Origin of the sequence: Bifidobacterium sp. SO1, from assembly GCF_018555335.1 — a bacterium.
Classification (GTDB): Bacteria; Actinomycetota; Actinomycetes; order Actinomycetales; family Bifidobacteriaceae; genus Bifidobacterium; species Bifidobacterium simiiventris.
This window is the reverse complement of record NZ_JAFEJR010000005.1, coordinates 36,617-53,433: the sequence shown is the minus strand read 5'-3', so window position 1 is coordinate 53,433 and position 16,817 is coordinate 36,617. Positions and strand designations below refer to the sequence as shown.

General features: G+C 64.1%; 5 protein-coding genes. All 5 read right to left on the bottom strand.

Annotation, left to right across the window (positions count from 1 at the left end; all coding sequences use genetic code 11):
* Window positions 1-89: 89 nt before the first annotated feature.
* Entirely contained in the window at window positions 90-785 is a 696-nt protein-coding gene (locus JS541_RS06015) for an iron transporter (protein WP_214373563.1), read from the bottom strand.
* A gap of 43 nt (window positions 786-828) precedes the next feature.
* Window positions 829-2,565 carry an FTR1 family protein gene (locus tag JS541_RS06010; protein ID WP_214373638.1) on the bottom strand — a complete coding sequence of 579 codons (1,737 nt, stop codon included), beginning with the start codon at window positions 2,563-2,565 and terminating at the stop codon, window positions 829-831.
* Between the two features lie 412 nt (window positions 2,566-2,977).
* Window positions 2,978-4,402 (bottom strand): MFS transporter, encoded by a 1,425-nt coding sequence (locus JS541_RS06005; protein WP_346428295.1) that lies wholly within the window; start codon window positions 4,400-4,402, stop codon window positions 2,978-2,980.
* 573 nt (window positions 4,403-4,975) lie between these two features.
* A complete protein-coding gene (locus JS541_RS14755) occupies window positions 4,976-14,056 on the bottom strand; it encodes an Ig-like domain-containing protein (protein WP_276310680.1) in 9,081 nt (3,026 codons plus the stop codon).
* A gap of 906 nt (window positions 14,057-14,962) precedes the next feature.
* On the bottom strand, window positions 14,963-16,480 hold the full coding sequence (locus JS541_RS05910; RefSeq protein WP_214373561.1) for a formate--tetrahydrofolate ligase: 1,518 nt from the start codon (window positions 16,478-16,480) through the stop codon (window positions 14,963-14,965).
* Window positions 16,481-16,817: the final 337 nt, after the last annotated feature.

Here is a 16,817-nt window from a genome sequence, read left to right as displayed (position 1 = left end):
CCTAAAAACAGCAAAAGCTCCCCTCGTGCGGAAGGGAGCGTTGTGCTATGCAGTCATGATGGAATTGCCCACGTTAGCCGCGGTTGTCATCACCACTGACGCGGCGTGTAATCCCAGTTGTCGAAAGTGACTTCGATCGGCTCGGTCCAGAAGCGGCCCTTGACGCCGGTCTCCGGGTCGACGTGCAGCATCCAGCCCTTGGCGGCCGGGGATTCGATCGAGAGCTTGAGCTGGTAGGTGCCGGCCTTGTCGAGCTTGACGTTGGCGCCGTAGTGCGGGCCGTCGGAGGCGTTCATCTGCATGAAGGTACCGGAGGTGGCCTTGCCGCCCTCGACCTCCTTGCCGGTGGACTTGTCGATGATCGTGTAGTTCACGGTCAGATCCGGCACGAAATTGCCCTTGCCGTAGCCGAGCTCGGTGCCCTTCTCGTTGGCGTGGATGTCGGCCTCGAGGTGGAAGGAGGCGTCCGCGGCCTTGAGGCCGGAGGAAGCCGGTTCCATGTCGATCGGCTGGAAGTACACGGCGCCGACGGTCAGCGGGCCGTTGTCCTGATCCTGCTCCTCGGCGGTGCCGGACGGGCCGACCGGGACTTCCTCGAAGCCGGCGCCGGCGTCGGAGGAGGTGTCATCGGACTTGGTGTCGTCCGACTTGGTGGTGTCGGAGGTGGAGGTGTTCGACTTGGCGTTGTCGTTCGACGCGGTGGTCGAGCCGCAGGCGGCCAGCGAGAAGGCCATCGAACCGGCGAGCAGCACACCGAGGACGGCGGCGAGTTTCTTGTTCTTCATATTTCTCTTCCTTTGTCTAGGTTGAAATTTTTGGGAAAATCTATTACTTGGCTGCGGCAGCAGTCTCGACCGGTCCGGAACCGCCCGCGGCAAGCTCGGCCTTGGCCTTGCGCTGCTTGACGAAGCCGACCACGAACAGCGCGATCACCGCGATAGCCGCGATCACCTGCGCCACAATGCACTCGACGTACGGGTAGAAGCCGAGCCAGTCGTTCGTCGGCACGCCCTGCAGGTAGTTGGCCGGCAGCGCGTCGCCTTCGATCAGCGCGTGCACGCCGCCGCCCGCGAAGACGACCACGAGCACCGACATCAGGATCGATGTGACGAGGAAGAACGGGCCGATCGGAATCTTCACCGACGTGAACCGGATGACGAAGAAGATGATCACGAGCACCACTGCCGCGGCGATGCCGCCCGTCCACATGCCCTTCGTATCCTGGCTCATCGAGTAGATCGACTGGTAGAAGATCACCGTTTCGGCGCCCTCGCGGAACACGGCGAGGAAGCTCAGCATCGCAAGCGACATCACCGTGCCGAACGCGACGTGATCGCCGGACTCGACCTGCGCGGACACCGACTTGACGGCCGCCTCAGTCTTGGTGCGAATGTACCGGTTCCATGCCTCCACGCTCGACTTGTTGAGCATCCAGTTGCTGGTCCACAGCAGCATGCCCATGGCGATGAGCGCGCACACGCCCTCCATGATCTCCTGGATCGGGCCGGAGCCGCCGAACGCGAGCACGAAGATCACCGCGACCAGGCCGGCGCCCGCAAGGCCGGCGAGCACGCCGAGATAGATCCACTTGGTGAAGCGCTTGTTGCCGGACTTGACGAGGTACGCCACCACGGCCGCAACCACGAGCAGCGCCTCAAGACCCTCGCGGATGAGGATCAGGAACGCCTGGCCGACCGCGCTGGTGATGAACTTCGTGAAGCCACCCTCCTTGTCGGCCGCACCGCCGTCGAGGATGCCCGCATCCTTGACCAGCATGGCCTTGAGGTCGTCGATGAGCTGCTTGGTGCTCTTGAGGTCCGCGCCGGTGTTCATTGACTTGCGGCACATCTTGAACTGGTATTCGACCTCGGAGACGCGGTTGCCGCTGATCGCGTTCATCACGTTCTTCTCGAAGCCGAGCTTCTCGTAGTACTGGTAGTACGCGTTGTTCACGAGCGTCGCGCCTTTGGCCGCGTCGCCCGCCGCGTACGCCTTGTACGCGTTGTCGAGGATCGGGGTCATCTCGTTGGCCACGTCGGTCCACGAACGGTTGCCCTTGCCCGGGTTCTTCTTCTTTTTGGCGTCGAGTTCCTTGCGTTCCTTGGCGATCTGCGCCTGTAGGTCCTCGGCGTACTTCTTCGGGTTGGAAACACCGGTGTTGGCGTCGAGCTGCTGCGCCGTCGCGTTCAGGTCGTTCACCAGATCGGCGATCTTGGTCTTGAGCTGTTCGTCGTTGCCGGACGTGTACGAGAGGTTCTGGATGTCCTGGAACGCCTGCTGCTGTGCGGCCTGCTTATCGGAGCTGACCGAGTCGCGCACGACGGCGGTGAAGTTGGACGCGATGTAGATCGTGTTGTACGCGGCCATGAACTTGGACGTCGAACCGGCCGTGTTGCCGGACGTGTATTCCTTGAGGCCGTCCTGCAGCTGGTCGTCGATCGCCTTGGCGACAGCGGCCCAGGTCTGGTAGTCGACGGTGCCGTCGGCGGCGGCCGCGGTCTGCGTGACCGGCAGGATCGCGGACGTCGCGCCGCCGGAGACCGGGGCGACGGCGAGGCTCAGCATGGTCACGAACGCGGCGATGAACGCGATCGCGGCGGCCGTGGCCTTGGCGATCGTGTGCGTTGCCGTGCGCGCGACAAAACCACCGTCCACGGCGCTCGTGGCGGCGGTCATCATGGCACGATTCGACATTGCGAAGCTTCCTCTCATATGCGCATATGGGCGTTTCGCCCACCGCGCAATAAAGTACGAGGAAACTTCCAGAAAAAACAGTCTTGATTTTTTGGACGGTTTGCGGTAGTCGCACGATTATGGCGGAATATCAACGGCGAATATGTCAGAATTCATCCGGCATCGTCTCACCATCCGATATTCCGCCGCAAGCGTCCCCTCGCAACACGCCGATCACGGCACCGGTGCTTATGCCTGCCGCGCGAGGCTCCGACGGCTCGTTCTGACGGTTGAGAGACCTGTTTCACGCCTCAAGCACGGCGAGCACCTTCTTCTCGTCGTAGAACGCGAAGATCAGCCCGCCCAGGCCGCACAGCACCGCCGCGCACACGGCGGCCGCGCGATAGCCGAAGCCGCTTCCCGCGCCGATCGTGCTCAGGCCGGTGAACAGCAGCATCGACAGGCTCTGCCCCATCTTCATCGCGAACGTACGCGCCGCATAGAACATGCCCTGCCTGTCCTCACCGGTCGTCTTGGAACTCGCGCCCGCGATGTTCGCCACCACGGCCTGCGGCAGGATGCCGAAGATCGCCATCGGGATCGCGCACGCCACCGACAGCACCACGCCCTGCGCCATCGCCGGGATCGTGCTGAGCACGCCCGAGCCGAGCAGCGACGCGAACACGTACGCGCATGTGAAGATCACGAATCCGACCAGCATCAGCCGCTTCTTGCCGATGCGGCCTGCAAACATATTCACCGGCAGGTAGAACAGCACCGAAACGCCGGTCATGAGCACGAAGTAGATCGTCGTGCTCGTTTCCGGCAGCTTGAGCAGACTCGTCACGAAGAACGGCAGACCAGTCTGGAACATCGTGATCGCAATCCAATACACGATGTCGGAGCTGACGAACTTCACGAACTCGCGGTCGCGGAACGTCTCCTTGAGCGAGGTGAGCGTGTCCTCGCTGGTCGGCTTCGAATCCACATACTCGCGCTCGTCGATCGTGAGCGCAGGCACGAGCATGCATACGAATGCAATCGCGGCGAGGATCGTGAACGTCACGCGTATCGCGTTCACGCGGCCAAGCCCGGGCACGAACGCGCCCCAGATGACCGGCGCGACGTACGCGACGGCGGTGCCGGCGATGAACGTGAACGAGATGGTCGTGGAGATGTTGAGCTGCTGCTTCGAGTCATGACCGAGCTCGGCGATGAGCGCGTTGTACGGCGTGCAATAGAACGTGAGCGCGATGTAGTAGCCGATGACGGTGACGAACAGGAACGCGGCGTTCGCCCAACTGGTCGTGTTGACCGGGCTCCAGAAGACGAGGACCGTGACGACGGCGAGCGGGAGCGCGGCGAACTGCAGGAACGGGATGCGCCGGCCGCGCGGGGATTTGCTGCGGTCCGACAGGCTCGCGACGGCCGGGTCGACGAACGCGTCGAAGAAGCGCGCGAACGCGGTGATGCCGCCGACGACGGTGACGATCCCGAGGATGACGAGACCCTGCGGCACGAAGACGGTCTGGCCCTGCGCGATGGTTTCGGCATCGGGCTGGTAGAAGTACACAAGCCAGTTGGAGATGATGCCGCTCAGGAGCGCCCAGCCGAACTGGCCGGTCGCGAACGCCCAGACCTTGGCGGTTGGCAGATCCTTGACGGCCGGTTTGACCGATGTAGCCAGATTCGTCGGTACGACCGGCGTCGGCGCGGAATCAGGTGCGATGCAGGACGAGGCCGGTTCGGTGGCCGCAATGGTCGATGCGGCATCCGTTTTTCGGCCGTTGATGCCCTGCGTGTGCGTCTTCGTGCTCATCCTTGAACCTCCATCCACTTTGACACTATGTCAAGGATACCTCATGTCAGCAGGATGACCCGTCCGATCCGCTGTGGCCGGCACGATCGTTCACGAAAAGGCGGGGAAGAACTGATTTCGTTCACAAGGACAGGATGATCCAAGACTTCACCCACAGGAAAGTGGGTAAATCCGGACTCCATCCGGCCCGAAAAACCAAAAGTGGGTAGATCTCTACCCTTTGGACCACCGAATCGGCAGTTACTAGTACAGATTTACCCACCTATGGATTCTTGGGTCCGGATCTACCCACTTTTGGGTTGGCGGAGTCCGGATCCACCCACCTACGGATTGTCGTGTCCAGATCCACCCACTTACGTGAGCAACGGGGGATGAATCCGACGACTGCCAAGACCCGTTTACATTCCCCGGCCCACCTAGCGCAAACCGGCGGCCTCCCGAAAGGGAAACCGCCGGTTTGCGCTAGCTATTCAACGGAGGCGTTCAGCGCTGGTGACGACCGCGGTTGCGGCGTCCGCCTATCTTGAGCGCCAGACCCATGACGGCCAGCATCAGGGCCACGAGAGCCGCCACATTGGACGCGGCACCGGTCTTCGACAGACTCGTCTTCTTGTCGTCGGAGGCCTGCTTGCCGGACTGACCGGAAGCCTGGTTCTGATCCGCAGTACCGGACTGGCCGTTCTGACCGGACTGACCGGACTGACCGGACTGGTTGCCGGAGCCGTCGGCAGTGCCGGAGCCGCCGTTCTGACCGTTGTCGCCAGGCTTGGCCGGCTGTTCAGGCGTCGGCTTGTCGTTCGGTTCGGAGGGCTGCTCGGGCTTGCCGGGCTCGGCCGGGTTCTCCGGCTGTTCCGGTTCTCCGGGCTTGCTCGGGTTCTCCGGTTCGGTCGGCTTGTCACCCGGTTCGGAAGGCTGTTCCGGCGTCGGTTCGCCCGGCTTGCTCGGATTCTCGGGCTCACCCGGCTTGCTCGGCTTGCCCGGGTTCTCCGGTTCCGGCGTCGGCTTGACCGGCTCGGCCGTCACGGTGATGGTGCGCACCGCCGTGGTGACGTTGCCGTAGGAATCGGACACGGTGTAGGTCAGCGTGTAGCTGCCGGCCTTGGTCGTGTCGACCGTACCGTCGACCGTGATGTTCGCGGTGACGTCGCCGTCGACGTTGTCCTTGGCGGACACGCCAGCCAGCGGGTCGAACTCGTCTCCGACCTTGATGGACCGGTCATCGATGCCGGAGAGCACCGGTGCCTCGGTGTCGTTGACCACGGTGACCGTGACCGAAACCGGCAGTCCTTCGACCGTACCGTTCAGCACGGCGACGAAGCCGATCTGCGCCTTCGGCCAGTCGACGAACTGTTCGGCGTCCCATGCGATCGTCTTGCCAGCCTCCTCGGAGCCGTCGTCGTAGACCACGGTGGCGGTCGTCGGCAGTTCGGGCGCGTGGCCTGCGTACACGGTCAGATCAGCCAGCGGCTTGACCGATTCGGCGGTCTTCGGCACGGTGATCTCGATGGTCTTGGTGGCCACGAGCTTCTCCTTGCCGGGCTCGAGGTTCACCGGGTTGGCCTGGTAGACCTTGAGCGTGATGGTCGCCTTGCCGCCGCGCAGTGCCTTGACGGTTGCCGTCCGACCTTCGCCGGCCTCGACCGCGGCCACCTTCTTGTCGGAGGTGGACCATGCGATGCGCACGTGCGTCGCGTTGGCCGGAGCCACGGAAGCGGCGACAGACAACGTCTCGCCCTTCTTCACGGTGACCTTGCCGCCCTTGACGCCCTCACCGGAGATCGCGGTCTTGGACTCGTCCACGTCCACGGTCTTCTCGACGATGGTCACCTTGCGCGTCGCGGTGGCCGTGTTGCCGGCCGCGTCGGTCGCGGTGTAGGTGAGCGTGAACTCGGTGCCGACCTCAGCCGCGGTATCGACCGTATCGCCGGACACTGCGACCTCGACCTTGCCGTCGACGTTGTCCTTGGCGCTCACGCCGGCCAGCGGGTCGAACTTGGCGCCCTGCACGACGTACACGTCGTCCGCACCGGAGATGACCGGCTTGGCGGCATCCTTCCACTGCGCGTACAGCGTCAGGTCGCCGCTCACCGGAGCGTCGAATCCGTACACGTCCGAACCGTCCTTGTCGGTCGTCCAGCCGACGAACGCGAAGCCGTCGCGAGTCGGATCGGCCGGCTTGGCGACGCGAGACGCACCGTCATCGGCAACGGACTGCGATGCGACCGCCGAGCCGCCGTTCGCATCGAACGCGACGGTCCAGTAGCGCTCGGCGACGGTCAGCGAGAACGTGGTCGTGACGGCCGGGTTCGCCTTGAACGTCACGGTGACGGTCTTGCCGCCGACCGTGTCGAGCGTGGTGTCGGAGAGCGTGTATTCGTCGGACTTCAGCACGCGGCTCGTGCCGTCGTCGAGCGTGGCCGTGACGGTCAGGCTCGACGGGTCGAACGCGTCGCCCTTGGTGTACTCGGTCTTGCTGGCCTTGGCCGCGATGGCCGTGACGGTCGCCGGCACGGTGACCTCGATCGACGCGGACTTGCCGGAGCCGTCGGCCGCGGTCGCGGTGATGGTCGCCTTGCCGCCGCGCACAGCGGTGATGACACCGTTCGCCACGGTGGCCACGGCGGTGTCGTTCGACTTCCACGTCACGGACTTGTTGGTCGCGTCGTCCGGGGAGACGGCGGCGGATGCCGTCAGCGTCTCGCCCTTCTTCACGGTGGCCTTGCCGTCCTTGACGCCGTCGCCGGAGATGGTCACCGCGGTGACCGGCACCGGCTTGAGCGTCCACTGCGCGTACAGCGTGGTGTCACCCGTCGGCACGTACGGCCAACTGACCGGGTTCTCTCCGGCCTTGTCGGTCGTCCAGCCGGCGAAGGTGTACTTCGCGCGGGTCGGGTCGGCCGGCTTGGCGAGCGCCACGCCTTCGTGCACAAGCGCGGAGGACGCGGTGCCTGTGGCAAGAGCGCCGCCGTTCGCGTCGAACGAAACGGTGAACTTCTTGGCCTTCTTGACGGTGACGACGACCTTGATCGGGAAGCTGCCGATCGCGGTCACGCCGTCGACGGTGAAGGTCTTGGACTCCACGCCGTCCGGCCAGTCATCGCTGTCGGCCCAGTCCTTGAGCGCGACGTCGTCCCATTGGATGGCGGAATCCTTGGTGGAACCGTCGTTGTAGTGGATCGTCACGGTCTGCGGCAGCTTGGGCTCGATGCCTTCCAGCGTCTCGGCGGTCAGGTTCTCGGTCGGCGCCTGCGGCACCGCCTGTCCCTTGACCACGTTGATCGTGATCTTCGCGGTCTTGGAGAAGCCGGCGATCGCGGTGGTTTCCAGCTCGATCTTGCCGACCGTCTTGACGGCCTCGTCGGTGAGCGGGGTCAGGTTCCAGTCGACCGGCACCAGCTTGGTGGAGCCGTCGGAGTACCTGGCCGTGGCCACCTGCGGCAAGCCGTCGCTGACCTCCTGGCGTGTCTTGGTGCCGACCTCGATCGTCTGTTCCATCGGCGCGAAGTCGACAAACGACACGCTTTCGGTCTGCGCCACGTTGATGTAGTAGACGAGCTGCCTGTCGGTGCCCTTGAGCGTGGCGGTGGCCGTGTAGCTGCCGGGCTTGGAGTAGTCGACCTTCGAGTCGTCCCACTTCGCGACTTCGACGCCGTTCTGGCTGCCGTCGGTCATGTACACGGTGGCGTACTGCGGCGCGTCGAGCTTGCCGGAGCCGGCGAGCACCGTCGTGGTGACGTACTGCACCGTGCTGACCTGCGGTTCCTGCTGGGCCGCGATGACCTCGACTTCGGTGGTCACGGTGCCGCCGTTGTTGGCGACGCGCGCGTCCATCGAGCGGGCGGAGAACAGGCTGGCCGTGGCGACGCCGCCGGAGACGGCATCGATGTGGCCGGTTGCGGTGAACTTGCCGGGCTTCCTGTAGTTCTTCGGCGGGATCGGATCCCACGTGACAGGCACGTTGACGATCAGACCGTCGGAGGTCTTGACCGGCAGGGAGCGCAGCAGCTGCGGCGGCACGCCGACCTCGGTCTTCGTGCCGTTCTGCACGGAGGTGATGACCTGCTTGACGCCGTTGACGCGCACGGTGACGCGCACGTCCATGAGCTTGGTCGTGGCGTAGCTGCCGTTATCGTACCGGCTGACGAACAGGCTGCCGTTCACGTAGAACGTCGAGCCGGCGGTCTGGTAGTCGTCTTCGGAGAAGCCGCTGGTATCCCAGTCGACGTCGATCGGACGGGTCTGGCCGTCGGACATCGGCACGTTGACGGAGTACGGCAGGTTCGGCGCCACGCCGGGCACGGTGGTGACGACCGGGATCTGCGGCTGCTTGGCGACGGAGGCGACGGTCACGGTGGCCTTGGCCTTCTTCTTGCTGCCGGCGATCGTGCCTTCGACGGTGAACGTGCCGTCCTTGGCGTAGGACTTCGGATCGATCGGATTCCACGTCACGGCCGCGTACGCCTGGTTGTCGGCCAACGCGGAGCCCATGCCGCTGCCGGCCGATCCGCCGGCGGCGAAGAGCGTGAGCATACGACGCAGCAGGCTCTTCGGGTAGTTCACGACGACGCTCTCCGGCAGGCTCGGTGCCACGCCGGGTACGGTCCACGTTTCGGTCGGCTCCACGGACTCGACGTCGGAGACGACGTTCACCTTCACCGAGATCTTGTGGCTGGTGCCGCCGCCGTTGTAGTCGGCCGCGGTGCCGTTGACCGTGAACGAGCCGGCCTTGGCGTACTGCTCGGGCTTGACCTCGTTCCATGCAAACGCGGCGTATCCCGTCTCACCGTTGGTGTAGGTTACCTGGCCGCCGGACGGCAGCGCCGGGGCGGTGCCGGCGATGGTGGTGACGGCCTTGAGCGCCCCGACCGACTTGATGTCGACCACGTTGATCGTGGCGCTGACCTCGATGGCGGATGCGACGCCGCTGGTCTTGCCCTTGACGGTGAACGAGCCGATCTTGTCGAGCAGGGTCTTGTCGTAGGAATCCCACGTCACGTCCACCGAGACGACGTCGCCGGTCGACGTGTACGCCTGCAGCTGCGACGGCAGGTACAGGTTGCTGTGGGAGCCGACGACCGTGTTCACCTCGTACGGCTGCTGGCCGCGCACCCAGCTGTCGAACCCGCTGACGATCACGTGGATGTAGACCACGAGGCTCTTGCCGAGGAACTTGCCGGCGACGTTGAACTCGCCGACCGTGTTGTACTTGGCGGAATCCACCGTGTCCCAAATGATGCTGTCGTTGTAGCCGAACGAGTAGGTGTCGCCGTTGGTGAGCGTGATCTTCGCGTCGTAGACGTCGAGCGACGGCACCGAGCCGACCACTGTCTTGACGGTCTTGATCACCGGATCGGCCGCGTCATAGACGCCGACGTGCGCGACGATCGGGAATTCGGAGCCGCGGATGTAGCCCTTGACGTCGAACGAACCGGTCTTGGCGTACGATGCCGGGTCCGGGGTCTCCCACTGGGCGGCCACGGTTTCATGGCTGCCGTCCCATAGCGTGGTATCCACCGAGTACGGCAGGTTCGGTGCGAAGCCGGTCAGCGTGGAGACGGAGACTTCCTTCGTCTTCTGGCTGTCCTGGACCGTCACCGCCACGGTGATGGGCTTGCCGAAGCGGACCACATTGCCGGTTACCGTGAACGTGCCGGGCTTGGCGTACTGCTCGGGGTCGATCGGCTGCCAGTTGATATCGTAGGTGCCTTTGCCGCCATCACTGAAGTTCACGGTGGCGTGGCCCGGCAACTCGGGCTGGACGCCGGTCACCGTGGTGACGGGTGCCAGCGGATCCACGGACTTGAACGACGCGACGGTCACGTGCAGGGTGACGACGAGATCCGAATTCGAGATCTTGCCCTTGACGTCGAACTCGTTGTCCTTCGCATACTGTTCGGGATCGATCGGATCCCATGCGATGTCGGACTCGTTCAGCCAGGTGGTGGAACCATCGGTCAGTTCGGCGGAGATGGACAGGCTCGGCGCTTCGCCGGCGATCGTCCATTCCGTGTACTCGGTGCGCTTGAGACCGGCGACCGTGGCGGTCACCTTGACCGGCAGATCGGTGCCGTCGACCTTGCCGTTGACGACGAACGAACCGAGGGTGTCCCACTTCGACTCGTCGTAGGAATCCCACGTCACGTCGCGATAACCGGTGCGACCATCGGCATAGGTGACGTACACGCTGCCCGGCAGGCTGGCCCTGCGGCCGACCAGCGTCGACACCGAGACGTCGTCCACGCTCGCCACCGCAACCACACGCACCGTGGCGACCGAGAAGATGTCGGTGCTTTCGACATCGCCCTTGACCTCGAACGAGGTCTGGTTCTGATACTGCGACGGATCGATGCGCTCCCACGTGACGTTGCGCCACAGCGAGGAGCCGTCCGTCAGTTCGGTGGAGACGCCGTCAGGCATGACCGGCGCATGGCCTGGAACCGTGTAGATGACCGGGTTCTCGACGGAGCGGATGGCCCACGCCTGCACCTTGGCCTTCACCGCGATGCCGGTCTTGTTGCCGTTCTCGTCCGTCACATAACCCGTCACCTCGAACGAGCCCTGATGGTCGTACTGCGAGGCCGGGATCTCGTCCCACTGCACGCCGTAGGACTGCACGGAGCCGTCGTCAAGCGTGATGTTGACCGAATACGGCATGTCGGGCGCCACATTGACGGCCGTGGTGACGAACACGCTTTCGAGCGCCTTGAAGTCGCGTACGGTGACTTCGGCCTTCGCCTTGAGATCAGTCTCGTCCACGGTGCCTTCCACGGTGAACGAACCGGTCTTGGCGTACTGGGCCGCGTCGACCGCCGCCCAAGTCACGTGAAGGTTCGCCTTCGTGCCGTCGGACAGCTTCGCCACCACGATGTACGGCAGCGACGGGGCCATCGTCTTGATCGTATCGACCTTCGCCGTCTCGAACGAATCGACCTTGACCACGTGGATCGTGGCCTTCGCCTTGAGATCAAGTCCCGAAACGTTGCCTTCAACCGTATAGTCGCCGGGCTTGTCGTACGGCTTGACCGTACCCCAGTCGACGTATTCGGTCGTCTTGCCGCCGCCGGAAAGGTTCACGGTGACTCGGCTCGGCAGCGAGGTCACGTCACGGTTGACGTATGCGTCGGCCGTCACCGGTTCTACGGACACGGCGTCGCGCACGTGCACGGTCGCGGTCACGGTGAGCTCGGACCTCTCGAACGTGCCGGTGACCTTGACGTCCTGCCCGGACTTGGTCTTCGACCAGTCGGTCTCGTCACGCTGCCACTGCACGTTCTCGTCGGAGGTCTCGCCGTTGGCCAGCGTGAACGTCACCGAATACGGCAGCTCCGGGGCGGTTCCCGGCATCACGTACGTTTCCGGCTGTTCGATGCTCTTGACCGCGACGAAGTGAATGACCGCCTTCGCCTTGAGGTCGGTGCCGTCGACCGTGCCTTCCACCGTCACGTCGCCGGCCTTGGACGAATCGAACTCGTCCCAGACGACCGGCACGGAGGATGTGTCGCCGTTATCGTAGGTGACTACCGTCGAATCGCCCAGATACGGAGCGATGCCGGCCGGCTGGTTGTAGAAGTTCTGCTCTTCGATCGACTTGATGCCCCGCACGTTGACGGTGGCGGTCACGCCGACGGTGCTGTTGCGGAACACGCCCTTGACGGTGACGACGTCGCCGGCCTTGGTCTTCGACCAGTCGATGCCGGACTGGTCCCAGTCGACTTCGGCGCCGGTGTTCACACCGTTGACGAGATCATATGACACGTAGCCGTAGTTGTCGGCCAGTTTCGGGTCCTTGCCCGCGGACGTGGTAAGCGTGGGGTTCTCGATGGACTTGATCGCAATGAAGGTCACGGTGGCCTTCGCCTTGATGTCCGTGCCGTCGACCGTGCCTTCCACCGTCACGGTGCCGGCCTTGGACGAGTCGACCTTGTCCCAGGTCACCGGCATGGAATCGGTGGGGGCGTCGTCGCCTTCGCCGTATCGGACGGTCACGTAGCCCGGCAGGTCGGGCTGGAACCCGACCGGCACGTTCGCGAGTTCGACCGGCTCGACCGAGGTGGCGCCGGCCACCGTGACGGTGGCCGTGACCTTGAGATCGGTCTCGCTCAACGTGCCGGTGAAGGTGTACGTGCCGACCGTGTCGTAGTCGACACCGGAGTCATCCCATGTCGGGTACAGGTACGCGGTGGTGCCGTCAGACAGATGCGCGGTCACGGTGCCCAGATACGGGGTGACGCCGACGCGCGTGGTTTCCTTCACCGGATCGATCGAGGTGACGGCGACCACGTGGACGGGCAGCTTGAACTTGACGCCGTTGGCGGTGCCGGAGATCTCATAGTCGCCGGCCTTGTCGTACTGCTTGTTATACGCGCCGTCCTCCCACTGGATGTCGGAGGTCGTGCCTTCGCTGCCGTCCGAATACTTGATGTCGAGCTGGTACGGCAGGTCCACGGTGCGGTCGACGTAGGCGACGACCTTCTTGGCTTCGACCGAGGCGACGCCGAGCACCTTGACGGTGGCTTCGACCGTCTTCTCGGAGCCGTCGAACGTGCCTGTGACGGTCTTGACGTCGCCGGCCTTGGTGGCCGACCAGTCGATCTTGTTGGTGTCCCAGTTCGGATACTTGTTGACGACGGAACCGTTGTCGAGCGTTATGTCCACGCCGCTGAGGGACGGATACTGGCCCGGGCTGACGGTGGCGGAGACCTTGCCGATGCTCTTGATACCGACGAAGTGGATGATCGCCTTCGCCTTGATATCTGTGCCCTCGAGCGTGCCCTCGACCGTCACGTCGCCGGCCTTGGACGAGTCGATCTTCTCCGGCCAGGTGACCTGCCGGTAGGCGGTGTCGCCGTTCGAATAGGTGACCGTCACGCCATACGGCAGGTCCGGAGCGAATCCGACCGGCTGGTCGTACGCTTCGGAATCCTCAACGGTGACGATCGTCGGCTCGCTCGCATCACTGTCGTCCTGCGTCGATTCGTCCGTCGCGGGAGCGGCCATCTTGTCGGACTGCGTCTTGTCGGCATCCGCCGTCGCGGCATCGGTCTTCACTGCCGGCTCGGCCAGCTTGACCGTGGCCGTGGCCTTCTTGTCGGTGCCGTCGACCGTGCCGGTGAACGTGTAGTCGCCGGCTTCCAGCTTGGCGAGATCGGAGCCGGACTGGTATCCGTTGCCGGACCATGCCACCTTCGCGTCCGTCTTGCTGCCGTCGCCGTAGTGTACGGTCACCGTGTCGGGCAGGGTGACCGGATCACCCTTCGTCGCGCGGATGATGCCCGGATCGTCGACCGATGTGATCGTCTTCTTCGATGCCGTGGTTCCGTCCGCCGATGCGGTGTCCTTGGTTGATGATTGCTGATCTTGCTGGGGCTGATCCGACGATCCGTTCTGGCTGTTCTGATCGTTCGGCGTCGCCGACTGGCTGGTCGACGTGCCGGATGTTGTCGGATCATCGGCGAGTGCGCCCGGCGCGACGATGCCGCCGCCGAGCAGTGTCGCGACCGCGGCCAATGTGGCCACTGCGTTGCGAACGCTTCCCGCACCCTTCTTCGGGTTTTCTTCTCCCATGAGCTGTCCTTCTCGTTATGGGCATTTCAATACACATCGGCGTGCCACAGCTTCGGCCCCCACAGCCTCCGCATGCCATAGCAGACCGATATATACCGATCCACTTTCTGGATTACCCCCTACTGACGACAAAATCCAGCATCTTTGCAGGATTCGTCTAAGGTATGGACGACACGCCCTGCACAACGCACTCAGCCCCGGGCGCCCCCTCCCGGGCTTACGCCCGTCTTAACCGCCCAAACCGGCCGTATGCCCGGGAAGCAACAAACCCACAGGATAGCTCCCGGGCTTACAGCCGTTCCCACGACTCAAACCGGCCGTATGCCCGGGAAGGACAGAGGACACGGGGCAGCTCCCGGGCTTACGCCCGTTTCCATGACTCGAACCGACCGTATGCCCGGGAAGCAACGGCGTCAACCATGCCCCGAGACATACGTCAACTATCCGCTGAAACTAGACGACCGGGAAGGCGAGCCCACGGGATGATTCCCGGGCATACGCCCGTTTTCGGACGCCAAACAGGCCGTATGCCCGGGAAAGACAGAGGACACGGGGCAGCTCCCGGGCTTACGCCCGTTTCCATGACTCGAACCGGCCGTATGCCCGGGAAAGACACCGGGAACTACCGGGGAGACACCGGGAGCCACCGGGAAACTGGGGGCTGAGCGGGCAACCTCCCGGGCTTACGCCCGGTTCGGGGTATGAAACCGGCCGTATCCGGACAAAAAAGCGAAAGGTGGGTAAATCTCTACTCCTTAGTCTGCCGAATCGGCAGTTACTGGTTGAGATTTACCCACCTATGGATTGTCGTGTCCGGATCTACCCACTTTTACGAACGAAACGGACGACGGATCCGGACCACTGTGACAGGCCCGGCCGGCTATCCGGCGAAATCCGTCACAAGAATCACACGATCTTCGGCATCGGGGTGGTGAGCGACGTGGTCAGATTCACGTGCACCAGACCGGCGCCCGCGTGTACTTCGACCTTCTTCAGGGTCACCGTGCGCTCGCCCTCCGGCAGACGGTCGTTGTCGGTCATCGTGGCCGGGGACTTGACCGCGACCAGCGCCAGATCGGCCAGCGACAGGCCCGCGGACTCGCACAGCGCCACGGCCGCGTCACGCGAGGAGACGAAGCCGTCCTTGAGCAGCACGCGGTCGGCCGGCACACCGTACGCATGCTCGGCAACCCACTTCACGTTCTCGATCACGGACATGCCCTTGTGGCTGTGCGGGCGGGCCGGCATCGAGCCGTTCGTCAGCACGTCAACGAACGCATCCAACTGCGAAGCCAGACCCTCGCCGCCGTCGCGGTACAGGTTGCCGATGATCGGATCGCGGAACTCCAGCTTCTTGGCGGTTTCGCGAAGCTCCGGAATCTGATCGTCCTCGCCCTCCCACAGGTTGATGAGCGGGAACGCCGGAATATCAAGGCCTTCAAGGCGGTTCACGTGGAACGGATAACGCCACGCCAGCTCCGGATCGTCACGCCACGTCGAAGCGCGGGTCACGACGATCGCGGCGGACGGCCACTGCGCGCCGAACTCGCGGCACGCGATGTCGAGCCACTTCTGCGCGCCCGCGTCGGTACCGTAGCCGGCCTCGACGATGACGACGTCGTGCAGCGCGCACGCCATCTCCACCGAGATCAGCGTCGGGATGCCGATCGACACGTTCGCGAACGGGCCGCCGTGCACGTACACCGGCGAGCCGTTGACGGTCTCGGTCAGGGCCGGCTTGACCGCGTCGGCCAGCATGTTCGTGATGCGCCACAGGTCGATGAACTCGCCGAAGGTGACGGCCTTGCCGTCCTTGGTGCCGGCGATCATGCGGGACACGCGCTCGCCGATCTCGTCCATCGAACGCGACAGCACGACGATCTGCATGAGCTCGGAGGTCGGCGTGAGCACGACCTTCTCGGCCACGTTGTTCTTGCCCGCGTCCACGGTGATCGAACGCAGGGAGCGCGACGGCACTTCGGAGACGCGCGGCACGAGCACGTCGTCGAGCTTGCCCTCGTCGATCGCCTTCTCGGCGAAGGAGACGAGCAGGTTCTGGGCGGCCGCGATGGCGGCCATCTCGCCGCACAGACCCCAGTCGATGAGCTCCGGGTGGGTCAGCGACGCCTTGCCGCCGCCGGACGCGCCGCCCTTCGAGCCGGCCGCGGTGATGCCCATGCTCGGCTGGCGCAGCACGGCGGTCGCGTCGATGCCACGCGCACGCAGCGCGTCGATGAGCGCGATCGTGGTGGTGGTCTTACCTTCGCCGCGAGACGCCTTGAGCGGCGTGTCGGCGGTGACAAGCACGACCTTGCCGTGCTTGCGCGGCGCGTCAGGGTTGGACTTGAGGTAATCCATGTAGCCGAACGCGTCGATCTTCTTGACCAGGCCGTACTGGCTGGTGAAATCCTCGATGGAGGTCATATACGGGAATCCTTTCTTTCCTCGCGCCCGGGATCGACAGATGAAACGACCGAGGCGCGGCCGAGCGGAGAAATCTTCCTTTCACAGGATAACGTCTGTGAACGATTTCTCGACTCGGCTGCGCCTCGCTTGAAATGACTAAGGGTGGGGAAAAGGATTGCACCTCGCTTGAATGACAGCGGGAGAAGAGACATGACAACCATTATCGTCAGTTTGCTTCTGACACTCCCCCAGTCAGCTACGCTGACAGCCATCTGCAATTACGGACGGCCTTCGCCCGCTGTTTTTTAGGTTCGCTGTCGCTCACCCTCGCCTAAAAACGCCTCCGGCGTTTTCT

Coding starts and splice junctions, on each gene's coding strand:
- JS541_RS06015 (WP_214373563.1), bottom strand. CDS start 785: ATGAAGAACAAGAAACTCGCCGCCGTCCTCGGTGTGCTGCTCGCCGGT.
- JS541_RS06010 (WP_214373638.1), bottom strand. CDS start 2,565: ATGCTGAGCCTCGCCGTCGCCCCGGTCTCCGGCGGCGCGACGTCCGCG.
- JS541_RS14755 (WP_276310680.1), bottom strand. CDS start 14,056: ATGGGAGAAGAAAACCCGAAGAAGGGTGCGGGAAGCGTTCGCAACGCA.
- JS541_RS05910 (WP_214373561.1), bottom strand. CDS start 16,480: ATGACCTCCATCGAGGATTTCACCAGCCAGTACGGCCTGGTCAAGAAG.